Raw genomic sequence first — 23,189 nt, 5'->3', positions numbered from 1 at the left:
GTTTTATTTCAAATGTGGGTGGTGCTGATGCAGCATTTGGTGCCAGACCACATAGTCTTTACCCGGGTGCACGGTGCCGCAATTAGGGCATGTGCGTACCTCATCGTCAGTTGCGTAAAACTGCTCATAAACCGGCGGTAAGTCTTTAACAATACTAGTTAAAGCCATCTCATAGCGTTTAATCAATGTGCCGCATTTTGCGCAACTCCACTGTAAAGCATCATGTTGCTCAGCCGGACGCTTATGCTCAATGACTAGGCAGAGACTGCCGGGATTAGGTCGTTGAGGGCTGTGAATCACATGTGGCGACATTAACCATATATCACCTTCTTTAAGAGTGACTTTTTCATATTTACCTCTATCCCAAATCAGTAGATAAGCCTCCCCTTTGAATTGATAGAAAAACTCTTCTACCGGATCATCGTGAAAGTCTGTTCTTTCATTTGGGCCGCCAACCACCGTCACCATATAGTTGGCGTCTTGCCAAATTTGTTGGTTGCCAACCGGCGGTTTTAGTAGATGTTCATTGTCATCTAACCAACGTTGAAAATTTAACGGGGCACCGAATTTATTAAAGTTCATATTCTGTCTCCTTGAAATATTGAAAGCGCTTTTTTATACAGGTTTATAAGCAATGGCTTTCATTTCGATTAAGAGGTGAGGGTGTGGCAGTTGGTGTACTGCAACGGTTGTCCGGGTTGGTCCTTCATAGTCGAAATACTCGGCCCAGACCTCATTGAAGCCCCCAAAATCATTCATATTTACTAAAAACACGCTGATTTCAGTCAGATCGCTTAAATCGGCACCGGCTTTTTTTAAAATGTTCTGAATGTTATTAATCACAGCACGGGTTTGGGCACGGATATTGAGATTAGTTACCCCCATCTCATCAACTTCCACGCCTTCGAAGCTATTGTCGGGACGACGTGAGCTGGTACCGGAAACGAAAATAAAATCACCGGCACGTTTGTAATGAGGGAAACTGCCACGAGGCTTAGCAAACTCTTTAATTAAACCGTTACTCATCATTAAGCTCCAACATGAAAACAGGCTTTGCCGAGTCCGTTAATATCGATTTCAACAAAGTCACCCTTACTTAGCGCTTCAGCCGGTGTCGCAGCGCCCGCCATTAAAAAGCTACCGGCCGGCAACACTTCTTCACGCTCCGCCAATAAGCGTGAGCATTGAACGACTGAGCGTAACGGATTGCCTAAAATACCTGCTGTGGAGCCACCTTGTCTGACACGACCGTTAATGCTTAAGCCGACATAGGCGTTATTAATTGCATTGAAGTCACGTGACCAGTTGCCGACCACAAAGCTGGACGATGAGCAGTTGTCGGCAACCACATTATTTAAATCAAATTTAAAGTTCTGAAATCTGGAGTCGATGATTTCAAGGGCCGGTGCAACAGCCTCAATATAATCAACCAGTTCCAAGGCAGTTAAATGGCGATCAATGTCTTTTTTAATTAAAAAACATACTTCGGGCTCAACCCGAGGGTGAACGAATTTATCCAGATCAATTTCACTGCCGTCTTCAATTAACATATCTGTGGTTAAAAGACCCCAAATCAAATCATGAACACCCATTTGATCCATTTTGGCGCGGCTGGTAAAGCCCATTTTGATGCCGCAGATAGGGTGTCCGTTTTTAACACGCTCAGCAATGACCAAGCGTTGAATGTCGTAGGCTTCTTTTAAATTAAACGCATTCGCCGGAAACTGTTCAACCGCTTGAGCCTGAGCGGCAGCATCAGCTAATTTTTTAGCAATAGTTTGGTGATCCATTAGGCTTCTTCCTTTTTCTTCAACATATCCAAGCAAACATCTACAATCATGTCTTCCTGACCGCCGACCATGCCGCGACGACCCAATTCAACCAAGATATCGAAAGCAGATAAACCATAACGTTCTGCCGCTGCTTCACTGTGACGTAAAAAGCTGGAATAAACACCGGCATAACCCAGTGCCAAGGTTTCACGATCCACTCTGACCGGACGTTCCTGTAGCGGACGTACTAAATCTTCAGCTGCGTCAATTAAGGCTCTAACATCACAACCGTGGTTTAATCCCATACGGTCGACGGCAGCGATAAAGACCTCTAACGGTGCATTGCCGGCACCGGCACCCATACCGGTTAAACTGGCGTCAACACGGTCACAACCATGCTCAACAGCGACAATGCTGTTGGCAACGCCTAAGCCTAAGTTATGATGTGCATGGATACCAATCTGAGTTTCCGGTTTTAAAACATCTCTAAAGGCTTTAACACGATCGGCAATATCGTACATATTCATGGCACCGCCGGAATCCACCACATAAACGGTTTCGGCACCATAGTCTTCCATTTTCTTAGCTTCCAGGGCCAGTTTTTCAGGTGTATTCATATGGCTCATCATAAGAAAGCCAACGGTATCCATACCTAAGTGACGGGCATATTCAATATGCTGTTTGGAAATATCGGCTTCGGTCGAGTGAGTTGCTACGCGCACCACGGTGGCACCGGCATCAAAGGCCGCTTTTAAGTCATGAATCGTACCGATACCGGGTAAAAGCAGGGTAGCGATTTTGGCATTTTTTACCACGCCGGCCACCGCTTCAATCCATTCAAGATCGGTGTGGGCACCAAAGCCGTAGTTAAAGCTTGAACCCTTTAAGCCGTCACCGTGAGCTACTTCAATGCTGTCAACGCCCGCGATATCTAAGGCTTGAGCAATGGCTTTGGCCTGCTCAATACTGTACTGGTGACGAATTGCATGCATGCCGTCTCTGAGGGTTACATCAGAGATATAGATTTTTTTCTGTTTATCAAAACTCATGTTTTTCTCCGATTACTTTGCTAATAGATGACTGGCGATGCGGTCACCGACACTCATCGCTGCGCTGGTCATAATGTCTAAGTTACCGGCGTATTCAGGTAAGTAAAATCCGGCGCCGATCACTTCCAGGAAGATTGATACTTTTTTAATTTCAGTGGCAGTGTTACCCGGAATAACGTCCGCACGATTCAATTTAATATTGTCGAATTGAGGTGCTTGTTTAAGTGAGTAACCCGGTACGTATTGCTGCACTGATTTTTCCATTTCCAGAATAGAGGCCGTGATCGCTTCTTCATCGGCATCTGCTGCAACACAACAGTAGACTGTGTCGCGCATTACTAAAGGCGGTTCGGCCGGATTTAAAATAATAATGGCCTTACCGTTTTCAGCACCGCCTACCTCTACAATTGCTTTGGAAGTGGTTTCGGTAAATTCATCAATATTGGCACGAGTACCCGGACCGGCGGATTTACTGGAAATAGAAGCCACAATCTCGGCATAGTTAACCGGTGTAACACGTGATACCGCATGTACCATCGGAATGGTTGCTTGACCGCCGCAAGTCACCATATTGATATTGGGAGCGCCGATATGCGCATCACTATTTACCGGAGGAATCAGATAAGGGCCGATAGCGGCGGGAGTCAGATCCACAACACGCACACCATGTGCTTGTAGGATCTCATTGTGTTTGTGATGAGCGCCGGCACTGGTCGCGTCGTAAGCGATTTTGATATTTTTAAACTGCGCAGAATTCACCAAGCCGTCGATACCGCTATCAATGGCTTCAATACCACGTGACTTGGCACGACTTAAGCCTTCAGAAGCAGGATCAATACCGACCATCGCAACGACTTCTTGATGTTTGGATTGACGAAGGATTTTGTACATCAGATCGGAACCGATGTTTCCTGAGCCGATAATGGCAACGGCAATTTTTTGATTAGACATAATATTCTCTATTCAATAATTAATGTGACTGAGCCTAAGCCTTCGATGTGGGCTGTTAAAGATTCTTGACGACCCAGATTGACCATAGGACCTAAAGCACCGCTAAGTAAAATATCACCGGCTTTGAGCGGTGTGCCCATAGCAACCATACGGTTGGCTAACCATACGGCGGCATTTAGGGGGTTGCCGAGACAATTCACACCGGCGCCTACAGAGACTTCCAAGCCTTGACGTTCCATATACATGCCGCAGCGACTTAGATCTAACTTACGTAGTGGTACAGGTCGACCACCTAAAACGAAAGCAGCGTAGGAGGCATTGTCGGCTACGGTATCCAGTAGGGAAATTTTCCAGTCGGCAATTCGACTGTCAACGATTTCAATAGCAGCTAAAGCATAGTCAATCGATGAAATAAGGTCGGCAAAGGTGTGATGCTCTTTGTCTAAGTCTTTGGAAAGTACAAAGGCGATCTCTGCTTCGGCCTTAGGTTGAATCCATTGAGAACCGTCCACGACTTCGTGTGTACCATAGGCGCTTTCAGCGAAAATAGAACCATAATCCGGTTGGTCTACACCGAGCTGCTGCTGCACGGCTAAAGAGGTTAAACCAATCTTTTTACCGACGATGCGAGCACCTGCGTCAAGGCGACGTTGTAGATTCAGCTGTTGAATCTCATAAGCAATCTTTAAGGCATCATCATTGCCGGCGATGGCTTTGATTTGCTCAGCGATTGGAGAAATGGCTTGTTTGCTTTTTTCTGCTGTTACTAACTGATCAGCAAGTTCTAATACTGTAGTCATAATTAACCTTATTTCTAAATGCGGATACTGATATTGCTTAGGTTGCTGTAGAACTCCATCGAATGGCGACCGCCTTCACGACCGACTCCGGAGAGTTTATTGCCTCCGAAAGGCGTTCTTAAGTCGCGGGCAAACCAGTGGTTGACCCAGACAATACCGGCGTTGATTTGCGGAGCGACACGATGTGCACGGGAAAGATTGGTGGTCCAAATTACACCGGCTAAGCCATAATTCGTATTATTGGCACGAGCAATGACTTCCTCTTCGGTGTCAAAAGGTGAAAGATGGGTGACCGGTCCGAAAATTTCCTCTTGCATGCAGCGTGCATCATCACTTAAGCCGGTCCAGATGGTTGGTCTAACATAAGCGCCACGGTCTCGGCCATCGCCGAACTCAGGTACAATGCCGCCGGTATGTACAGTTGCTCCCTCTTCAACAGCAAGTTTCATATAGGACAGTACTTTTTCACGGTGACCTTTAGAAACCAGCGGGCCCATATAAACTTGATCGTCTTCAGGCCAACCGACTTTGAGTTGCTCGGTTTTTTCAGTGATTGCCTGCACAAATTTATCGAAGATTGAACGCTGCACAAACACTCTTTCGGAACATAGACAAACCTGTCCGGAGTTGGTAAAACTGGAGCGGATAATACCGTCTACAGCCGCATCAAAATCGGCATCTTCAAAAACAATCGCTGCGTTTTTGCCACCTAGTTCAAAGGACACCGGTTTAACACCCGCTGCCGCCGTTCTCATAATGGTTGAACCGGTACCCGATTCGCCGGTAAAGGTGATGGCATCAATCGCGGGGTTTTCTGTGAGGAAAGCACCGGCAGAGTCTTTACCAAAACCATGTAAAACATTAAATACACCGGGTGGCACGCCGGCCTCATCAAAACACTCAGCCAATAAGGTGGCAGAGGAAGGGCTTTCCTCGGACGGTTTACAAATGACCGTGTTGCCTGCCATAAGAATCGGCGCAGCTTTCCATGTGGCGGACAGTAAGGGCAGATTCCATGGGGAGATACTGACAACAACACCTAAAGGATTACGTCTGGTGATATTAAGTAAGCGTGAACCATCCGGCAGATTGGACTCGTAGCACTCTGTCGTTGTGTATTCGTGTTTAAATATTTCCGCAAAAGTGCGTAGATTATGCATACCACGATACACATCCAAAGCTTTTGCCTGGTGAACAGGACGTCCGGTATCTAAAACCTCGGCAGCAATAAATTCGTCGTAACGTCTTTCTATGATATTTGCTACTTTGAATAAATAATCAGCGCGTTCTTCAACGGTGGTCTTGCCCCAAGGACCATTTAAAGCCTCTTTAGCTGCCTTTACAGTGGCGTCAACCAATGCTCTATCGGCTTCACAAACTTCAGATAATTTTTCACCGTCCACCGGACTGATATTATCGAAGCGTTTATCTGTCGTGATGAAGCTACCATTACTATAGTTTTTAGTAATTTTTAAAGATTCAGGTAAAGTTAAGCGATTCAAGATAATCCTCCTTTGCGAGGCTTGGAAAAATTAAGGTATTAAAATTGATTATATGAATATTGCTATCAAAGCTATAATCAAAAAAAAGCGCTTTTGTATATCAAATGGTTATATCGGTGATAACCATTATGAAATACCTGTTGATAGATTAAGTGATTGTTTTATAGGGGATAACGCTAATTTTTGCGTTTTTTTGGAGATGCCTAAAAAGCGCTTTACTTAAAAGGTTTTGCTATAGGGGCTGTTGAGTAGAGATGGGTGATGTGCCGACTTTGAAATTTGCAAATTAACTCATCAGCTCATCGTTTTTACTGTCAATGGAGGTTTGCAGCAGCTCGATTAAGCGTTGCGTGGTGGGTGTGATGGGTCTGTCTTTAGGTAGTGAATAGCCGATATTGCCTAAAGAGAAATTTTCTTGGTAGAGCTCGACCATTAAACCTAAACGAATAAAACGCTCAACGACGGAAGAGGGCGCCACTAAAATGGCGGACGACTCAAGTAAGATAGTTAGATTCGTCAGGATAGACAGGGATTCTATCTTTTGTTTGGGCAGTTCTCTGTCGATGCTGTTAAAAAACTCTCTTACTCTTTGGCCTACTGCTGTATTAAGTGGTGGAATCACCCAGATAATGGATTCATCCTGCATCCAGTTCTGTTGATTAATATCGGCGGCCAGCGGGTTTTGTCTACCGGCGACAATACTAAGCGTCTCCTGATATAGGATTGTTTTTGACAGTTGAGGGTTAGGTGTGGTCGGTAAAATGCCCAGCATCAAGTCTAAGTTTCCGGCGAGTAATTCCGGAAACAGGCTGTCATTTGTGCCAACCCTGATTTCCACATCAACCCGGGGTGCCAACTGCTTTAAACGCATGACTGCACGCGGCACAAAGCTGGCTGAGGCAGTCAGCATATTGCCTATCGTCACGCGTCCGGAAAGGCCGGATTGCCATGTGTTTAAGTCATCCGTCAGGTGCTTTAAGTTGCCTTGTAATGCTTGGGCGTGCGAAAGCAGTAACAGCGTAAAGTCTGTAGGGGTGACACCTTGCGGAGTACGGATAAATAGAGGCTGCTCAAAGTAATCCTCTAAATCACGAATAACTTTACTAATCGCCGGTTGGCTCATGTGTAAAACTCGTGATGCGCCGAGTAATGAGCCTTGTTGATAGACTTCCGTCAGAATTTGTAGATGGATAATCCTCAAACGCTTAGCAAGTGCTGTTACTGAATATCGCATAAGATTTTTTGCTACTCTCTGCCTTCCTCAACCGCATGACAGGCAATTTCTATTCCTTGAAACTGGCTTAAACGTGGAACTTCCTCTTTGCAACGCGCATTAGCTAAGGGGCAGCGCGGATGAAAGGTACAGCCTGTGGGCGGGTTTAAGGGATTAGGTACCTCACCGGCGACCTGTACCCGTCGTTTACCCGTACCTGTCATATCAGGAATAGCGCCTAAGAGCATTTTGGTGTAGGGATGGCGTGGGTTGGCAAATAAATCATCGCGCGGCGCAATTTCTACAATTCTGCCCAAGTACATCACGCCCACACGGTCAGCCATATGGTGAATTACGGCTAGATTATGTGAGATAAATAAATAACTCAGCCCCAAGTCCTGTTGTAGCTTCTTCATCAGATTCAATACCTGCGCTTGCACGGACACATCCAAGGCGGAGGTGGGCTCATCACAGACAATAAATTCCGGTCTTAAGGCTAAGGCACGAGCAATGGAAATACGCTGTCGTTGACCGCCAGAGAACTGATGTGGATAGCGATTAATATCAGAGGCACTTAGCCCAACCTGCTCCAACAGCTCTGCGGCTCGCTGTTCTTGCTCTGCCTTAGATAAATGACTATGGGTGCGTAAAGGCTCGGCAATAATGCGGCCGACACGCCAGCGCGGATTAAGACTGGCATAAGGATCTTGGAAAATCATTTGTAGCCGGCGACGCATTGTTTTGATTTGCTGCTCATTCATGGTGGACAGCTCTTGACCATCAAATTTAATGCTGCCTTTGCTTAGACCATAGAGTCCAGTCAGTAGACGGGCTACCGTGGATTTACCACAGCCTGACTCCCCCACTAAGGCGAGGGTTTCGCCTCGATTGAGGCTAAAGCTAACATCATCCACGGCCCGTAAAAAGACCTTAGGCCGACGGTAAATTAGACGCTCAAGCAAAGGGGGCGAGACATCAAAATAACGGGCAATATGTTTAACTTCAACTAATGGCGCTGTACTCATGCCTTGGCCTCCTCATGTAACCAACAGGCGACTTCACGTCCTTGCAGTGGTATTAAATCGGGACGCTCTGCTAAACACTTATCAAAGACGTCGCGACAACGTGGATTAAATGCGCAGCCACGCGGGATGGCGTTTAAGCGCGGCATGCTACCGGGTATTTGCTCCAATTCATGAATCGTCGGATCCAACGTAGGAATGGAGCGCATTAAGCCATGGGTGTATGGGTGTAAAGCATGTTGGATCACATCCTGCACCGGACCGATCTCGATAATACGGCCCGCATACATCACCGCAACACGGTCTGCAGTTTCAGCAATCACACCCATATCATGGGTGATAAGCATCACCGCTGTGCCATTTTCCTTACAGAGCTTTTTGAGTAAATCAATAATTTGCGCCTGAATGGACACATCTAAAGCCGTGGTAGGTTCATCGGCAATAATTAATTTTGGATCAGCGGCCAAGGCTAAAGCAATGACCACGCGTTGTCGCATACCGCCAGAGAATTGATGGGGGTAGTGATTAATACGTTCACGCGCCGCTGGAATGCCGGTGGACTCCAAAAGTTCAATGGCACGCTCTTGGGCTTGCTTATGAGTCAAGGCCAAATGCGTTTGAATGGTTTGCGTCAGCTGCTGACCCACAGTATACAAAGGGTTGAGTGAGGTTAGCGGATCTTGGAAAATGGCACCGATCTCGCGACCGCGGATCTTGCGCATCTCCTTCAGGGGCAGATGATCAATGCGACGGCCATCAAGATAGATTTCGCCACCACTGACACGCCCTGGCGGATCTAATAAACCGATGATGGAGGCGCCAGTGAGGGATTTACCTGCACCCGATTCACCTACCACGCCCAAGACCTCGCCGCGATTAATGGTAAATGACACATCGTCCAAAGCACGTAAGGTGCCGCGTCGCGTAGGAAATTCTACTTCTAAGTTTTTTACTTCTAATAATGCGCTCATTGTGGTTAGACCTAGTTTAGTTTTGGATTGAGCGCATCACGCAACCAATCACCTAATAAGTTAACTGATAAAACTAAAAGCACCAGCATCAGCCCTGGGAAAATCGTGATCCACCATTCGCCGGAGAAAAGAAAGTCATTACCGATACGAATTAAAGTACCCAAGGAGGGCGAAGTTGGTGGCACACCAACCCCTAAGAAAGATAGGGTTGCTTCAGTAATAATGGCTGTCGCTAAGTGCACTGTGGCTAAGACTAAGACCGGTCCGAGTACATTCGGTAGGACATGGGTCAACATAATGCGCGGTCGGGATACGCCAATGACCTTAGCTGCCTGCACATACTCTTTGTTTTTTTCCACAATGGTGGAACCACGTACGGTACGTGCATATTGCGGCCAACCAGCAAGGGCAATGGCTCCGATCAATACCGGAAAGGAAATCGTCTCTAGCATATGCTGTGGCACCACGCTGCGAGCTACACCATCAATTAAGAGGGCAATTAAAATGGCCGGAAATGATAGCTGTACATCGGCCACGCGCATAATAAAGGACTCCACGCGACCACCGGCATAACCGGCAATTAGCCCCAGCAAAATCCCGATAACCATCGCCAGGATAACCGAGGCAAAGCCAATCAAGAGGGAAATACGGGTGCCGTACAGTAGAGAAGAAAATAAATCACGTCCTTGACTGTCAGTGCCCAGTAGATACGTCAATTTGCCGTCGGCTTCCCAAGCCGGTGGTAGGAGGGCATCAAATAAATCAATGGCAGCTAAGTCAAAGGGGTTGTGTGGCGCTAACCACGGGGCACCAAAGGCACCTACAAACAACACGAAAGTGACAAGCGCACCGAAAATAGCGGTAGGGGTATGACGCCAAGACCAAGCTAAGTCGCTATCCCAAAATCGTTTTAGGGCACTCATGATTATGCTCCTGCGCGGTTGAGGTTAACGCGTAGGCGCGGATCAACCACAAAGTAAAGTAAATCAACAATGAGATTGATCACCACAAAGACCAATGCGATCAAACATAAATAAGCAGCCATCACCGGGACATCGGCAAATTGCACTGCTTGCATAAAGAGTAGCCCCATACCAGGCCATTGAAACACGGTTTCTGTGACAATGGCAAAGGCAATGATCCCACCTAGTTGTAAGCCGGTAATGGTAATCACGGGGACCATGGTATTTTTTAAGGCATGCCCGAAATGAATCGCTCGTTGTGTTAGGCCTCTGGCACGGGCAAATTTAATATAGTCGCTACGCAATACTTCGAGCATTTCAGAGCGCACCAAACGCAAAATTAAGGTGAGCTGAAATAAGCAGAGGGTAATTGAGGGTAGTATTAAATGCTTAATACCATCCCAATTAAATAAGCCGGTGCTCCACCAGCCTAGCTTTAATACCTCGCCACGACCATAGCTTGGTAGCCAACCTAGGTGCACAGAAAAAACCAAAATTAATAAAATACCGATCAAAAAAGTCGGTAAGGAAATGCCTAAGAGGGAAAAAGACAAAATGGCTTGAGACAGCCAGGAATTACGTTTTAATGCGGTATAAACGCCTAAAGGTAAACCGATAAAAAGGGCTAGGATCGCAGCAATCACAGAGAGTTCAACCGTTGCCGGTAGGCGGTCTTTAATTAATTCAGCAACGCTTTGGCCTTGACGTAGGGACAAGCCAAATTCACCTTGTGCGGCATTTGATAAAAAGTTCCAAAATTGTATGATGGAGGATTGATCTAATCCCAGACTTTGTCGTAGGGCTTGGCGGTCGAGCTCAGTGGCGTCTTGGCCTAGCATAATGGTGACCGGGTCACCTACATAACGGAAAAGCACAAAGGCCAGTAATGTGACCACTAACATTACTAGCACTGCCTGAAAGAGGCGTCGTATAAGAAAGACAAGCATAAGTTGTAGCGTGTGGGCAAGCCCTAAAGCTAGCACGCAGCTAAGGCTTTAAGGCTTGCACAATGGGTTGACAGTGAGTTGACTGGATTAGTCGTTAATAACTACCCATTCAGCGGTTAAACGGTTATCAGCGCGGTGAATAACGTCGACATTTTTAGCCATGGCCCAAGGGATAACTTGGTCATGAATTGGTAGATGACCAAATTCCTCGGCATGAATTTTTAACACTTGATGAATGGCGTCATTACGCTTGGCTTCATCGGTTTCAACCTTGATAAGGTCAATCAACTTATCCACCTCGGCATTTTCATAATTGCCGAAGTTAAAGGAACCGTCAGCACCCTCACCCTTGCTATGGAATAAGCTTTGTAGGGTATACAGCGCATCAAAGGTAGGTACACCCCAACCGAATAAATAAGCACTGGTATCGTAAGACTGTACTTTAGGGAAGTAGGTCGCACGTGGCATGGAGTTCAAATTGGCCTTCACGCCAATACGAGCCCACATCGCCACAATCGCCTGACAAATCGCCTCATCGTTAATGTAGCGATTATTAGGACAATCTAGGGTAAAGTTGATTTCATTTGCTTGATAACCAGCCTCGGCGATTAAGGCCTTGGCTTTTTCTAAATCAGGTTTAGGGCGCTTGGCTAAATCCTCGCTCCAACCATTAACCTGTGGTGCAACCATGGTGCCGGTAGGGGCAGAAGAACCACGCATCACCGACTTTTTAATCGCTTCAGCATCAATCGCTAAATAAAGCGCTTCGCGCACACGTACATCGGCAAAGGGATTTTTGCCTTTAAGCGTACTGTATTTTAACTCATCACTTTTTTGATCAAGGCCGATATAGATCGTACGATATTCATTGCCCTCGACCACTTTAGCTTGACGCTTAATACGCTCTAAATCCTGCGCTGGGGGATCGAGCACAAAATCAATTTCACCGGATAGAAGCGCCGCTGTACGGGTGGCATTTTGAGCAATTGGTGTATAAACAATATGGGTCACGTTGCCCACTTTATTGTCTTTGTTCCACCAGTTTTCATTTTCGCTAAACTCGGTGCGGATATCTACTTCACGCGAGCTAAGTTTATAAGGACCGGTACCCATGGCATTACGCGCTGAGTAGGTTTCCTCCTTTTTAGTGAAGTCTTGTGGTGAGGTGGTGTTGTTGGCCTCAGCCCACGCTTTACTCATAATAAAGACATTAGTTAATTGACGTAAAAGCACTGGGTTAGGGCCGTCCAACTCAATTTCTAAGGTATGTGAGTCAGTGGCACGGGCATCTTTGATGCCGTTAACATAGGCTTTAAAGTTGGAGGTGGGTGCCATGGCTCGCTTGATGGAGAAGGCAGCATCCTCGGCTGTAAAATCACTACCGTCGTGAAACTTGACGCCCTCACGCAGCTTAAAACGCCAAAGTGTATCTGACGGTGTCTCCCACTCAGTGGCCAAGGTTGGCGTGATCTGGAAGTCCTTGTCATAAGCTACTAGGGTCTCATAGACATAACTACTAGCGGCAATATTTAAGCCTTCATTTTGAGCATGGGGGTCGAGGGTAAGAATATCTCCCTGACTGGCCCAACGCAATGTTTTGGATTGCGCTGCTAAAGGAACAAATAGGGCAGCGGATAGCGCTGCCACTAATAATTTCTTATGCATGAATTATCCTCCAAGAAAAATTTAATATAGCAATGTAGCTTTTTTTTACTTTGCCTAGTATTGGTAGTTATACCATAAGAAATTGATAGTTTAATAGTAAAAAAAGAGATCGTTTGCTTATATGCAAATCGTGATGCAATAGTCGAAGTTGATGGTGATAAAGAAGCGCTAGCGTTTAACAAACAAAAAGCCCTTGTCAAGTGACAAGGGCTTCTGGATATCTTTGGCGGAGTGGACGGGACTCGAACCCGCGACCCCCGGCGTGACAGGCCGGTATTCTAACCAACTGAACTACCACTCCGCATAAGCGATCAAATTTTAAGTCGATTGCCAAGCTTTTAAACTCTAATCAAATAAAATCTAAAAGCTTGGCGTCCCCACGGGGATTCGAACCCCGGTTGCCGCCGTGAAAGGGCGATGTCCTAGGCCTCTAGACGATGGGGACAAGGACTTAAAAAATTAAGTATAGCGATGAATTCAAATTTAAGCAAGAAAAACTGCTCGAAATCAATCGCTGAAAACTCTGGCGGAGTGGACGGGACTCGAACCCGCGACCCCCGGCGTGACAGGCCGGTATTCTAACCAACTGAACTACCACTCCGCAGTGGCATAAATGCTTTAACAATTGCCAAGCTTTTAAACTCTAATCAGTCAAAATAAAGCTTAAAAGCTTGGCGTCCCCACGGGGATTCGAACCCCGGTTGCCGCCGTGAAAGGGCGATGTCCTAGGCCTCTAGACGATGGGGACCGGACAAAATTTATGCCTATTTGGTGGAGGTAAGCGGGATCGAACCGCTGACCTCTTGCATGCCATGCAAGCGCTCTCCCAGCTGAGCTATACCCCCTAATAGAGTGCAATCACACTGACTGCTGCATAAAGAATATAATCATAGGAGATAAGTTGCTTTGTGTCAAGTCTTTTTCAATGGCTTGTGATTAATTTTTTATGGTTGTGTGTTTTTTACGACTAGCATTGTGCTTAATTGCTCGCCTCAACCGGACCCGGCCGACGAAACCAGCTCAACCCTAGGATCAACAAAGACACAATTAAGATGGGCAAATTACCCACATAAGCGTAGTAGCTTAGCCCTTGTGTACCTTGCACATAAACATCAAGAAAGCCCGCCTGTGCTGTTGGGAGAATGGCATGTACCTTGCCATCAGCATCAATCGCTGCAGTCGAACCTGTATTGGTGGCACGAATCATCGGTCGAGCCGTTTCCAGAGCGCGCATACGCGATATCTGTAAGTGTTGACCTAGGGCGATGGTATTACCGAACCAGGCGAGATTACTGATATTAAATAAAATCGTGGCGCCCTGTGCGGAATCGGCATGGGCAAATAATTGATTTAATAGCTCTTCACCAAATAAATCCTCATAGCAAATATTCGGTGAAAAATATTGGTCCTCAATCGCCATTAATGGCTGATTTTCTAGGCCGGCATCAAAATCACCCAGTGGAATTTGCATTAAATTAACAAACCATTTAAAACCAAAAGGTACATACTCACCAAAGGGTACTAAATGGCGTTTATTGTAGATGCTCAATCCCTGACCGCTGAAAATTTCATGAAGCTCGGTGAAAGAATCCACCGCAATCACGCTATTAGTGACGCGAAACTTATCACCCCCGTCGGGCAGATAAAGTGGGGTGCCGATTAAAAAGGTGCTATTACTTTTGCTACTCATACCGATAATATCGGCCCAGATCTGACTGTCAAGCTGATGTTGAAACACAGGGATGCTGGTTTCAGGAAAAATAGTTACTGCTGGTGGTCTGGCGGGATCGGAAGCAGGTAATTGAGCTAATAAGAACTGCTCATATAAGTGCTCTAAACCGCGCTGTGGATCGAATTTTTGATCCATGGGGGTATTGCTTTGAATTAAACGTACCGAGATGGCATCGCCATGAGGCTGCCACCATTGAATCATGCTAAGCCCCCAGCTTATTAAAAAAAGGGCGATAAACTGTACTGCAGAACGCAGCTTAAGCGTGTAGGAACGGTAGTAGATAATTTGTATTAATAAGGCACTACTAAGACTCACGACAAAGACGATGCTGTACATCCCGCCTATCGGCGCCCATGCGCTATATACCGTATCGACATAGCTATAAGCGATAGCATTCCAGGGGAAACCAGTAAAAATATAGCCTCGAGCTAGCTCAGCGAGGGTAATGGCCGCCGCCCAGATTAAAGGCGTTAACCAGTAACTATATGCTTGAGAAGCGAGTCTACCGGTACTTGCGCCAGCATTACTATCCTCTGCTGTGTAATTATCTTGTCTAAATAAGACCATTAGCCAGCTGCTAGTGAGTGCCGCTAAGCCGTAGTACAGTGCTAGGTACAAGCTGAACAGCAACACGGCTAAAGCAGCAAGTAGTGACGGCATATAGCCGTACACATGCATACTGATATAGAGCCAGTAGAGGCTAGAGCAAAAACTGCTGATGCCAAATAAATAGGCAGTGATAAATGCTTTGCTGCGTGAGTTAGCGCTTAGCACCAAATAAAATAAGGCGCCAAAACTCAGCATCTGTATGGGTGCGTGTAGCCAGGCGGGGATGGCGCCTTGATAAAAACTTAGGGAATGAATCAGACCTAAGGCGACAGCAACGAAGCAGTGAATCATTTGCGTCATTGATTGGCTACTATTTATCGCCGTCGTCTTTTGCTGCTTCCACAGCGACCGGACTGCGACGCACATGAATCCATTGGGCACGCTTTTCATCGGCACGCAAGACGTAAAATCTTAAGTCCTCGAAAGTAAAGCTGTCGCCGCGTTTGGGAATATGGTCAAGCTCGGAAGCTAACCAACCACCAATGGTGTCATGTTCATCTTCGGGGATATGAGCACCAACGATTTCATTAAAATCCTCAATGGGCGTGAGCGCCATAATGCGCCAGGCGACATCTGATTCTGGGAAAATCGTCTGCTCGCTTTCTTCATCATACTCATCCTCAATATCGCCGACAATCTCCTCTAAAATATCCTCCATCGTGACTAAACCAGTGATACTGCCGTACTCATCAATGACGAGGGCCAAATGACTACGGGTCTCTTTAAACTCCTTGAGTAGCTGATTTAAACGCTTAGACTCGGGCACAAAATGCGCTGGTCGCAGCAGCTGCTTAATATCAAGCTCTGGTTGAATAATAATGCGTAGTAAATCTTTGGCTAATAAAAGCCCGATGATATTATCCCGCTCACCCTCATACACCGGGAAGCGGGAATGCGCCGTATCAATCACAAAGTCGATGATCTCTTGGATAGACCAGTCGATATTGATCAGGTCCATCTTGGAACGTGAGATCTGAATATCATCGCAGGTCTTATCGGCAAATGACATGGTACCTGCAATAATGCTGTACGACTCATCGTCCAAAATATCGCGCGCATGCGCTGTTTGAAGTACTTCACGTAAATCCTGACGATCTTCAGGTTCGGCTTTGCCTAGATAATTAGAAAAGCGTCTTAAAGGTGAGATACGCTTAAGTATCCCCTTAAGGGAGGATGACCTATTGTCATCATCGGTAGGCGAGGGTGGTAAAGATTCTGTTGACATCTCTGACGTCGTTGTTGAAAAGTTGAGAATAGTCTATATTTTACCCACTTTATATGAAATATCAGAGTAAAGACTATAAATAAGGATTTTTAATCGCAAAGCCAGCGAGAATCTCGATTTCTAAACCCTCCATCTCCTCAGCCTCAGTTTCTTCTAAATGGTCAAAGCCCAGCGCATGCAGGGTACCGTGTACCAACAAGTGCGTAAAGTGATGGCTTAGGCTTTTGCCCTGTGCCAGCGCTTCCTGTGCCACTACCGCAGCGCAAATCACAATATCAGCGCTCAAGGTATGCGCGCTATCCACGCCATATTCAAAGGTTAAGACATTGGTTGCGTAGTCTTTGTGGCGATACTGATGATTTAATTGCCGTGCTTCCTCCAGATCGACAATGCGTAAGTTAATTTCAGCTTGCTCAAACTCACTGTGGTATAGCGACTGCACGGTTTGGATCGTACTTAACACCACTTGCTCTAGGGCTTCTGCGCTTAAGTCATCCTGCAGGACAAAGCTAGCGCTAGCGTTTTGTAGGTTAAAACTCAGTTGCTTTTCTGCAAAGCTTGGTTGATGGTTTGCGGTCTGATTTGTCATCGTCATTAATCATTAATGCATTAATGCCCAGCGTTTTCAGCCTTTTCATAGGCCTCAATAATACGCGCAACCAAGGGATGTCTAACCACATCTTTGCTAGTGAAAAAGGTACGCTTAATGCTATCCACCTCGTTTAACACATTGAGTGCATGGGTTAGGCCACTAAATTGACCTTTTGCTAAATCGACCTGTGAGGGATCCCCTGTAATCACCGCTTTACTACCGAAACCGAGACGGGTTAAAAACATCTTCATTTGCTCAGTCGTGGTGTTTTGAGCTTCATCCAATATCACAAAGGCATGATTCAGGGTGCGACCGCGCATATAGGCTAAGGGCGCAATTTCGATCATTTGCTTTTCAAAGTATTTTTGGACTTTGTCATAGCCAAGCAAGTCGTAGAGCGCATCATACAGTGGACGTAAGTAGGGATCGACTTTTTGAGCTAAGTCACCGGGTAAAAAGCCCAAGCGTTCACCAGCCTCAACTGCGGGACGTGTCAGAATAATACGCTGAACATTATCTCGCTCAAGGGCGTCAATGGCACAAGCTACCGCTAACCATGTTTTACCGGTACCGGCTGGTCCTACCCCAAAGGTCACATCATGGTTGAGAATTTGTTCCAGGTATTGTTGCTGTCTAGGGGTACGGGGGCGTAGGTCGCTGCGCCGCACTCGTAAATTAAAGTGCTGCGGGCTAGTCGTTACTTCTCCGTCGTCTTCATTTGCTTGGGCCGCCATGGTGCGATACGAGGCTAATTGCTCGGCCGCTGTTGACGATGACGTTTTAGTCGGTGTCACCGGGCGGCTACTTTTTTGCAGGCGCTCCTCTTGCTGTGCTTTGAGCTCCACGATACCTAATTGAATATCATCAATGCTTAAGGCCTGATGGCGGGCTCGGCGATGAAAAAGCAGTAACGCTTGGATGGTTTCTTCGGCATGTTCACCATCTACCGTGATTCTGGCACCATTACGGCCGATTTGTACACCCCAAGCTTGGGCAATCTGCTCAAGATTTTCATCCAAAGGACCGCATAAATTAGCGAGTTGTGTATTATCACCTTCCAAATGAATGACTTGGGGTAGTTTACGCTTGTTGCTCATTAAGCTACAGTCTCCGTGGTCACCACCTCACCTCGAAGGGAATTGGTATAGACCTCAGTAATACGAATATCAACGAGTTGACCCATCAAGCGGTCGGAACCGACAAAATTCACAATGCGATTGTTTTCAGTGCGACCAGTGAGTTCTGTTTTGTCACGCCGTGAGCGACCGTCGACCAAGACCTTTTGTACCGTACCTAACATCGCCTCGCTAATCGCTTTGGCTTGCTTATTAATCTGCGCTTGCAGACGTTGCAAACGACGTAACTTCACCTCGTACGGTGTATCGTCGGGCAGATCGGCCGCTGGGGTACCGGGACGACGTGAATAAATAAAGGAGAAGGAGGTATCGAAATTTAACTCTTCGATTAATTTCATGGTGTTTTCGAAGTCCTCATCCGTCTCACCCGGGAAGCCAACAATAAAGTCAGAGGAGAGCGTTAGGCCAGGACGTGCTTTGTATAAACGACGTGCCACGGATTTAAACTCCAAGGTGGTGTAGCCACGCTTCATCGCCGCTAACACACGGTCGGAACCAGTCTGAATCGGTAGGTGTAAAAAGGGCACCAATTTAGGCAGCTTAGCATGTGCCTCAATTAAGCGCGTGGTCATTTCCTTAGGGTGAGAGGTGGTGTAGCGAATACGCTCAATACCTGGGATTTCGTGCACATACTCTAACAGCATGGCAAAATCGGCTAATTCACCGCCGTCACCTAGTGGGCCGCGATAGGCGTTCACATTTTGCCCTAAGAGATTGACCTCTTTCACACCTTGGTCGGCTAAGTCGGCGATCTCTACTAAAATATCTTCAAAGGGGCGAGAAATTTCCTCACCACGGGTATAGGGCACCACGCAATAACTACAATACTTACTACAACCCTCCATAATGGAGACAAAAGCAGAGGGACCATCTACCCTAGCCGGTGGTAGGGCATCGAACTTTTCAATTTCTGGGAAGCTGATATCTACCTGTGATTTACCGGTGCTTTTACGCATATCGATTAAATCGGGTAGGCGGTGTAAGGTCTGCGGACCGAATACTACATCCACATAAGGTGCGCGACGAATGATGGTGGCACCCTCTTGGCTGGCAACACAGCCACCGACGCCAATCAGTAAATCAGGATTTTTTTCTTTGAGTAGACGCGCCCGACCTAAATCGGAAAATACCTTTTCTTGGGCCTTTTCACGAATCGAGCAGGTGTTAAATAAAATCACATCTGCTTCTTCGGGGTTTTGCGTTAACTCCATGCCTTGCTTTGCATGCAGTACATCAACCATCTTGTCAGAGTCGTACTCATTCATCTGACAGCCAAAGGTTTTGATATAGAGCTTTTTAGGGCGCTCACCCTGACTTAATTTAGCGATTTTATCTAAGGCGGCATCGCTGGGCAAAGGTTCAGCGGCAAGTGCGGCTTTGGCGGCTTGAGCTGCTTCTTCTAGGGTTTTTGGACTGTGGTTGGGCGCATCGGTGGCGCTGCGTTTAAGCGTAATTTCTTGCATGATAATCACCGTAACGGGTTTACATCCCGGGGGTAAAGATAAAAACTGTAAATATAAAAACTCACTAGCATCGCTACTAGTGAGTTTGATTAACGATCGAGTAATTTTACTAAAAATTTAGTCTAAATACATGAATTCAAGGCATTTTTGTTGGCTTTTAATTAACCCTCAACCCATTCTGTGGTGTTTTCATCAGCTTTAGGTGCCTTGATCATATCCTCTCGTTTTACACCTAACCACATGGCGATAGAGGAGGCTACAATCATTGAGGAATAAATACCGAACCAAATACCGATGGTAAGTGCTAAGGCAAAGTAGTGGAGGCTGGGGCCACCGAAAAACAACATGGCTAACACCATCATTTGAGTTGAACCGTGCGTAATCACGGTACGCGAAATGGTCTGGGTAATTGAGCTGTTAATCACCTCGCGTACACTAGCCTTGCGCTGCTTGCGGAAGTTTTCACGGATACGGTCCATAATCACGACCGATTCGTTGACCGAATAACCCAATACGGCGAGCACCCCAGCTAAGACAGGTAGCGAGAACTCCCATTGGAAAAAGGCAAAGAAACCGAGAATGATCACCACGTCATGCAGGTTGGCAAAAATACCGGCCACGGCAAATTTCCATTCAAAGCGGAAAGCCAGATAAATCATAATACCTAGCACCACAAAGAAAAACGCCTTTAAACCATTAATATACAGCTCATCACCGATTTGTGGCCCGACAAATTCAACCCGACGCATTTCCACTGGATTATCCGATTGTTGCAGTACATTCATGATGGCTTGGCTTTGCTCGGCGCTACTAATGCCTTCAACCACGGGTAAGCGGATCATCACATCGCGTGAGGTACCGAAGTTTTGCACCTGATAATCACGATAATTTAAGCTAGCAATTTTAGAGCGAACCTCTTCTAAATTAGCTGGTTGCTCATAAGCTACCTCCATAATGGTACCGCCGGTAAACTCAATGGAGAGATTAAAGCCACGCGTTGCAATAAAAAAGATGGCTAATAAGAACATCACCAAACTGATCAAATTCAGAACCAAAGAATAGTTCATGAATGGGATGGTTCGACGGATACGAAATAATTCCATAATTAATACATCCTATATGCGCGCTTAATTAAGCTTTGTTTGGCTTGCTATCACTAGCTTGTGCGGATTTGTTGTGTGGCTTGTTGCTTAAGTAATTGTCATCACGCCAAACCGTACCGATAGCTAGTTTTTTCACACCACGACGACCGCCGTACCAGAGATTAACCAAGGCACGCACACCGACCACAGAGGAGAACATTGACGTCAAGATCCCCAAACAATGGACGATAGCAAAGCCGCGGATCGGGCCTGGACCACTAAATGCCAAGAGCGCAATACCCACAATGAGAGAGGTTAAGTTGGAGTCAAAAATCGTACCCCAAGCTCTGTCAAAACCAATATTAATGGCTTGTTGCGGTGTGGCCCCGTGACGCAGCTCCTCGCGGATACGTTCATTAATCAGCACGTTAGCGTCAATCGCCATACCGAGGGTTAGGGCAATTGCTGCAATCCCTGGGAGGGTCAGTGTGGCTTGTAGTAGTGATAATAAAGCGAGCAATAAAACCACGTTAAATACTAGCCCTAAGGTCGAGAAAAGACCAAATAGGTGATAGTAAATAATCATGAAAATAGCAATCGCCACAAAGCCCCAAAGTGTCGATTTGAAACCTTTTTCAATATTTTCGGCACCTAAACTTGGACCAATGGTACGCTCTTCAATAATCGACATGGGCGCTGCTAATGAACCAGCACGTAGTAGTAGGGCGGTGTCAGCGGCTTCGGTCAAACTCATGGAGCCAGAGATCTCGACTTGACCGTTAGGGATTTCGGAACGAATCACAGGCGCTGTGACTACCTGTCCGCGGTTATTTTCAAACAGCACAATGGCAATGCGCTTACCAATATTGTTGCGTGTCGTTTCGCGGAAAATACGGGCGCCATTATCATCCAAACTTAAATTAACTGTCGGCTGTTGAGATTGAGGATTACGACCGGCGGTAGCGTCTTTTAGGTTTTCACCGGTTAAGAGCACTTGACGACGGAGTAAGATTGTCTGACCGTCGGTGTCTTTAAAGGCCTCCATCCCAAAAGGTACCGTGCCTGCGGCAATGGCTGCTAGCGCCGTGGGTGAATCCTCTACCATACGCAGTTGTAGCGTGGCGGTACGACCGAGAATCTCTTTGGCGCGCGCTACATCCTGAATACCCGGTAGCTGCACCACAATACGGTCATTACCCTGTTGTTGAATTACCGGCTCAGCTACCCCTAACTCATTAATACGATTGTGTAGAGTGATGATATTTTGTCTAAGCGCCGTTTCTTGAATGCGGATAATTTCGCTTTCATTAATTTCGCCAATCAGTAAATACTGGCTGCCTCTATCCGATGTACTAAAGCTTAATTCAGGCATCATCGTGCGCAATTGGCCTAAGGCTTGATCGCGCGCTGCGGCAGAAGCAAAGAGGGCCTGAATCGAAGAGCCTTCGCGGCTAACTTGCTGAGTATCAATACCGCGTGTGCGTAAGTTATTACGTACATCGTTGCTGAGGGTGTCATAACGCGACTCCAAGGCCCCATCCATATCCACTTGTAAGAGGAAATGTACACCACCACGCAAATCCAAACCTAAGAACATGGGGCGTGCATTGAGCGCTGTCAGCCAGTCGGGAGAATCAGATAAAAGATTCAGCGCTACGGTGTATTCTGGCTCTTCTGGATTGCGGATCAAGGCCTTTTCAATAACGTCCTTGGCTTTTAATTGAAGATCGGGCGTGGCAAAGCGAACACGGACATTACCAATTGAATTACTCATGGAATAATAGGCCCCAGTGTAGGGTATTTGCTCCTGAGCTAGTAAGTTTTCAATTTGTCTTAAGGTGTTTTCATCGACTTTGCGTGTGACATTGGTGCTGGTAACTTGAACTGCTGGCGACTCACCAAAAAAATTAGGTAAGGTATACAGTATGCCCAGTAATAATGCCACCAGAACGATAAGGTATTTCCATAGAGGGTAACGATTCATGCCGAAGGTCTTTAGAGTGCGTGAGAGAAATGCAATTACCCGCTTTTTAAGGGCGGGTAAAGGCTAAATTAGCAAAAGAAATTATAAACTTCTAATGGTGTCTTTAGGTAAGACGGCGGTTACTGCTTGACGCTGCACCATGATCTCAACCGGCTTTGAAGCTAAGTCTGCGACTTCTAATGCGATGTAACCAGAATCTGTGATGCGGTTAATGCGACCTACCAAACCACCGGCAGTCACAACTTCGGTGCCGACTGTTAGATTGTCAACCATGTTTTTGTGCTCTTTTTGACGCTTCATTTGTGGGCGGATCATTAAGAAATACAACACCACAAACATCAAAATAATGGGTAAAAAGCCCATCAAGCCGGCACTTTCTTGTTGGGCTAGGCTGGCGCTTAGTAAATCGACTAAGTTCATAAAACTCTCCAAATTTCCTTAGTTGAGAAATTTTTAAATGGTTGTTAAAAATAAAATGGCTCTAGATTTTAACCGATCATTGTAGCCTTTTC

21 protein-coding genes and 5 tRNA genes are annotated in these 23,189 nt (G+C 46.3%); all 26 read right to left on the bottom strand.

Annotation, left to right across the window (positions count from 1 at the left end; genetic code table 11):
• Positions 1 to 3: 3 nt before the first annotated feature.
• The 26 genes from A3GA_RS0107765 to yajC all read right to left on the bottom strand — a co-directional run bounded on the left by A3GA_RS0107765 (position 4) and on the right by yajC (position 23,097).
• Positions 4 to 582 carry a 3-hydroxyanthranilate 3,4-dioxygenase gene (locus A3GA_RS0107765; protein WP_018026829.1) on the bottom strand — a complete coding sequence of 193 codons (579 nt, stop codon included), beginning with the start codon at positions 580 to 582 and terminating at the stop codon, positions 4 to 6.
• A gap of 33 nt (positions 583 to 615) precedes the next feature.
• Positions 616 to 1,029 carry a RidA family protein gene (locus A3GA_RS0107760; RefSeq protein ID WP_018026828.1) on the bottom strand — a complete coding sequence of 138 codons (414 nt, stop codon included), beginning with the start codon at positions 1,027 to 1,029 and terminating at the stop codon, positions 616 to 618.
• On the bottom strand, positions 1,029 to 1,790 hold the full coding sequence (locus A3GA_RS0107755; protein ID WP_018026827.1) for a 2-keto-4-pentenoate hydratase: 762 nt from the start codon (positions 1,788 to 1,790) through the stop codon (positions 1,029 to 1,031). The genes A3GA_RS0107760 and A3GA_RS0107755 overlap by 1 nt, the downstream gene beginning before the upstream one ends.
• Entirely contained in the window at positions 1,790 to 2,821 is a 1,032-nt protein-coding gene (gene dmpG / locus A3GA_RS0107750; RefSeq protein WP_018026826.1) for a 4-hydroxy-2-oxovalerate aldolase, read from the bottom strand. The genes A3GA_RS0107755 and dmpG overlap by 1 nt, the downstream gene beginning before the upstream one ends.
• Positions 2,822 to 2,833: 12 nt before the next feature.
• Complete coding sequence (locus A3GA_RS0107745; RefSeq protein ID WP_018026825.1) at positions 2,834 to 3,772, bottom strand: acetaldehyde dehydrogenase (acetylating); 939 nt, start codon at positions 3,770 to 3,772, stop codon at positions 2,834 to 2,836.
• An 8-nt stretch (positions 3,773 to 3,780) separates the two neighbouring features.
• Positions 3,781 to 4,572, bottom strand: a complete 792-nt coding sequence (locus A3GA_RS0107740; protein WP_018026824.1) for a 2-keto-4-pentenoate hydratase — start codon at positions 4,570 to 4,572, stop codon at positions 3,781 to 3,783.
• 14 nt (positions 4,573 to 4,586) lie between these two features.
• Entirely contained in the window at positions 4,587 to 6,074 is a 1,488-nt protein-coding gene (locus A3GA_RS0107735) for a 2-hydroxymuconic semialdehyde dehydrogenase (RefSeq protein WP_018026823.1), read from the bottom strand.
• 286 nt (positions 6,075 to 6,360) lie between these two features.
• Positions 6,361 to 7,308 carry a LysR substrate-binding domain-containing protein gene (locus A3GA_RS0107730; protein WP_081606599.1) on the bottom strand — a complete coding sequence of 316 codons (948 nt, stop codon included), beginning with the start codon at positions 7,306 to 7,308 and terminating at the stop codon, positions 6,361 to 6,363.
• 11 nt (positions 7,309 to 7,319) lie between these two features.
• Positions 7,320 to 8,312, bottom strand: a complete 993-nt coding sequence (locus tag A3GA_RS0107725) for an ABC transporter ATP-binding protein (RefSeq protein ID WP_018026821.1) — start codon at positions 8,310 to 8,312, stop codon at positions 7,320 to 7,322.
• The gene (locus tag A3GA_RS0107720) at positions 8,309 to 9,280 is read right to left on the bottom strand and encodes an ABC transporter ATP-binding protein (protein WP_018026820.1); all 972 of its coding nucleotides are present in this window, start codon (positions 9,278 to 9,280) and stop codon (positions 8,309 to 8,311) included. Before A3GA_RS0107720 ends, A3GA_RS0107725 begins: the two co-directional genes overlap by 4 nt.
• Positions 9,281 to 9,291: 11 nt before the next feature.
• Positions 9,292 to 10,206 (bottom strand): ABC transporter permease, encoded by a 915-nt coding sequence (locus tag A3GA_RS0107715; protein WP_026156881.1) that lies wholly within the window; start codon positions 10,204 to 10,206, stop codon positions 9,292 to 9,294.
• The gene (locus A3GA_RS0107710; RefSeq protein WP_026156880.1) at positions 10,206 to 11,189 is read right to left on the bottom strand and encodes an ABC transporter permease; all 984 of its coding nucleotides are present in this window, start codon (positions 11,187 to 11,189) and stop codon (positions 10,206 to 10,208) included. Before A3GA_RS0107710 ends, A3GA_RS0107715 begins: the two co-directional genes overlap by 1 nt.
• Before the next feature lie 87 nt (positions 11,190 to 11,276).
• Positions 11,277 to 12,854 (bottom strand): ABC transporter substrate-binding protein, encoded by a 1,578-nt coding sequence (locus A3GA_RS0107705; protein WP_018026817.1) that lies wholly within the window; start codon positions 12,852 to 12,854, stop codon positions 11,277 to 11,279.
• 224 nt (positions 12,855 to 13,078) lie between these two features.
• Positions 13,079 to 13,155: transfer RNA gene (locus tag A3GA_RS0107700), tRNA-Asp, on the bottom strand.
• Positions 13,156 to 13,223: 68 nt separating this feature from the next.
• A tRNA-Glu gene (locus tag A3GA_RS0107695) sits at positions 13,224 to 13,299 on the bottom strand.
• 79 nt (positions 13,300 to 13,378) lie between these two features.
• Positions 13,379 to 13,455 (bottom strand) — tRNA-Asp (locus tag A3GA_RS0107690).
• Between the two features lie 71 nt (positions 13,456 to 13,526).
• Positions 13,527 to 13,602: transfer RNA gene (locus A3GA_RS0107685), tRNA-Glu, on the bottom strand.
• Between the two features lie 21 nt (positions 13,603 to 13,623).
• Positions 13,624 to 13,699 (bottom strand) — tRNA-Ala (locus tag A3GA_RS0107680).
• Between the two features lie 134 nt (positions 13,700 to 13,833).
• Positions 13,834 to 15,495 carry an apolipoprotein N-acyltransferase gene (lnt, locus tag A3GA_RS0107675; RefSeq protein WP_018026816.1) on the bottom strand — a complete coding sequence of 554 codons (1,662 nt, stop codon included), beginning with the start codon at positions 15,493 to 15,495 and terminating at the stop codon, positions 13,834 to 13,836.
• 10 nt (positions 15,496 to 15,505) lie between these two features.
• Entirely contained in the window at positions 15,506 to 16,420 is a 915-nt protein-coding gene (locus A3GA_RS0107670; protein WP_018026815.1) for an HlyC/CorC family transporter, read from the bottom strand.
• A 73-nt stretch (positions 16,421 to 16,493) separates the two neighbouring features.
• Positions 16,494 to 17,009, bottom strand: coding sequence for an rRNA maturation RNase YbeY (gene ybeY, locus A3GA_RS0107665; RefSeq protein ID WP_065420989.1), 516 nt, complete (start codon positions 17,007 to 17,009; stop codon positions 16,494 to 16,496).
• 20 nt (positions 17,010 to 17,029) lie between these two features.
• Positions 17,030 to 18,109, bottom strand: coding sequence for a PhoH family protein (locus A3GA_RS0107660; RefSeq protein ID WP_018026813.1), 1,080 nt, complete (start codon positions 18,107 to 18,109; stop codon positions 17,030 to 17,032).
• On the bottom strand, positions 18,109 to 19,611 hold the full coding sequence (gene miaB, locus A3GA_RS0107655; protein ID WP_018026812.1) for a tRNA (N6-isopentenyl adenosine(37)-C2)-methylthiotransferase MiaB: 1,503 nt from the start codon (positions 19,609 to 19,611) through the stop codon (positions 18,109 to 18,111). The genes A3GA_RS0107660 and miaB overlap by 1 nt, the downstream gene beginning before the upstream one ends.
• A 161-nt stretch (positions 19,612 to 19,772) precedes the next feature.
• Complete coding sequence (gene secF / locus A3GA_RS0107650) at positions 19,773 to 20,714, bottom strand: protein translocase subunit SecF (RefSeq protein WP_018026811.1); 942 nt, start codon at positions 20,712 to 20,714, stop codon at positions 19,773 to 19,775.
• 28 nt (positions 20,715 to 20,742) lie between these two features.
• On the bottom strand, positions 20,743 to 22,677 hold the full coding sequence (gene secD / locus A3GA_RS0107645) for a protein translocase subunit SecD (protein WP_018026810.1): 1,935 nt from the start codon (positions 22,675 to 22,677) through the stop codon (positions 20,743 to 20,745).
• 81 nt (positions 22,678 to 22,758) lie between these two features.
• Positions 22,759 to 23,097: a preprotein translocase subunit YajC gene (gene yajC, locus A3GA_RS0107640; protein ID WP_018026809.1), complete on the bottom strand. Its 339-nt coding sequence runs from the start codon at positions 23,095 to 23,097 to the stop codon at positions 22,759 to 22,761.
• Between the last annotated feature and the right edge of the window lie 92 nt (positions 23,098 to 23,189).

Source organism: Oligella urethralis DSM 7531, from assembly GCF_000372065.1.
Classification (GTDB): Bacteria; Pseudomonadota; Gammaproteobacteria; order Burkholderiales; family Burkholderiaceae_B; genus Oligella; species Oligella urethralis.
The sequence above is the reverse complement of the archived record's forward strand: the minus strand, read 5'-3'. Positions and strand labels throughout refer to the sequence as shown.

What these genes read in the sequence shown, in the direction of transcription:
- A3GA_RS0107765 (WP_018026829.1), bottom strand. Translation starts at nt 582, where the DNA reads ATGAACTTTAATAAATTCGGTGCCCCGTTAAATTTTCAACGTTGGTTA.
- A3GA_RS0107760 (WP_018026828.1), bottom strand. Translation starts at nt 1,029, where the DNA reads ATGATGAGTAACGGTTTAATTAAAGAGTTTGCTAAGCCTCGTGGCAGT.
- A3GA_RS0107755 (WP_018026827.1), bottom strand. Translation starts at nt 1,790, where the DNA reads ATGGATCACCAAACTATTGCTAAAAAATTAGCTGATGCTGCCGCTCAG.
- dmpG (WP_018026826.1), bottom strand. Translation starts at nt 2,821, where the DNA reads ATGAGTTTTGATAAACAGAAAAAAATCTATATCTCTGATGTAACCCTC.
- A3GA_RS0107745 (WP_018026825.1), bottom strand. Translation starts at nt 3,772, where the DNA reads ATGTCTAATCAAAAAATTGCCGTTGCCATTATCGGCTCAGGAAACATC.
- A3GA_RS0107740 (WP_018026824.1), bottom strand. Translation starts at nt 4,572, where the DNA reads ATGACTACAGTATTAGAACTTGCTGATCAGTTAGTAACAGCAGAAAAA.
- A3GA_RS0107730 (WP_081606599.1), bottom strand. Translation starts at nt 7,308, where the DNA reads ATGCGATATTCAGTAACAGCACTTGCTAAGCGTTTGAGGATTATCCAT.
- A3GA_RS0107725 (WP_018026821.1), bottom strand. Translation starts at nt 8,312, where the DNA reads ATGAGTACAGCGCCATTAGTTGAAGTTAAACATATTGCCCGTTATTTT.
- A3GA_RS0107720 (WP_018026820.1), bottom strand. Translation starts at nt 9,280, where the DNA reads ATGAGCGCATTATTAGAAGTAAAAAACTTAGAAGTAGAATTTCCTACG.
- A3GA_RS0107710 (WP_026156880.1), bottom strand. Translation starts at nt 11,189, where the DNA reads ATGCTTGTCTTTCTTATACGACGCCTCTTTCAGGCAGTGCTAGTAATG.
- A3GA_RS0107705 (WP_018026817.1), bottom strand. Translation starts at nt 12,854, where the DNA reads ATGCATAAGAAATTATTAGTGGCAGCGCTATCCGCTGCCCTATTTGTT.
- lnt (WP_018026816.1), bottom strand. Translation starts at nt 15,495, where the DNA reads ATGACGCAAATGATTCACTGCTTCGTTGCTGTCGCCTTAGGTCTGATT.
- A3GA_RS0107670 (WP_018026815.1), bottom strand. Translation starts at nt 16,420, where the DNA reads ATGTCAACAGAATCTTTACCACCCTCGCCTACCGATGATGACAATAGG.
- ybeY (WP_065420989.1), bottom strand. Translation starts at nt 17,009, where the DNA reads ATGACAAATCAGACCGCAAACCATCAACCAAGCTTTGCAGAAAAGCAA.
- A3GA_RS0107660 (WP_018026813.1), bottom strand. Translation starts at nt 18,109, where the DNA reads ATGAGCAACAAGCGTAAACTACCCCAAGTCATTCATTTGGAAGGTGAT.
- miaB (WP_018026812.1), bottom strand. Translation starts at nt 19,611, where the DNA reads ATGCAAGAAATTACGCTTAAACGCAGCGCCACCGATGCGCCCAACCAC.
- secF (WP_018026811.1), bottom strand. Translation starts at nt 20,714, where the DNA reads ATGGAATTATTTCGTATCCGTCGAACCATCCCATTCATGAACTATTCT.
- secD (WP_018026810.1), bottom strand. Translation starts at nt 22,677, where the DNA reads ATGAATCGTTACCCTCTATGGAAATACCTTATCGTTCTGGTGGCATTA.
- yajC (WP_018026809.1), bottom strand. Translation starts at nt 23,097, where the DNA reads ATGAACTTAGTCGATTTACTAAGCGCCAGCCTAGCCCAACAAGAAAGT.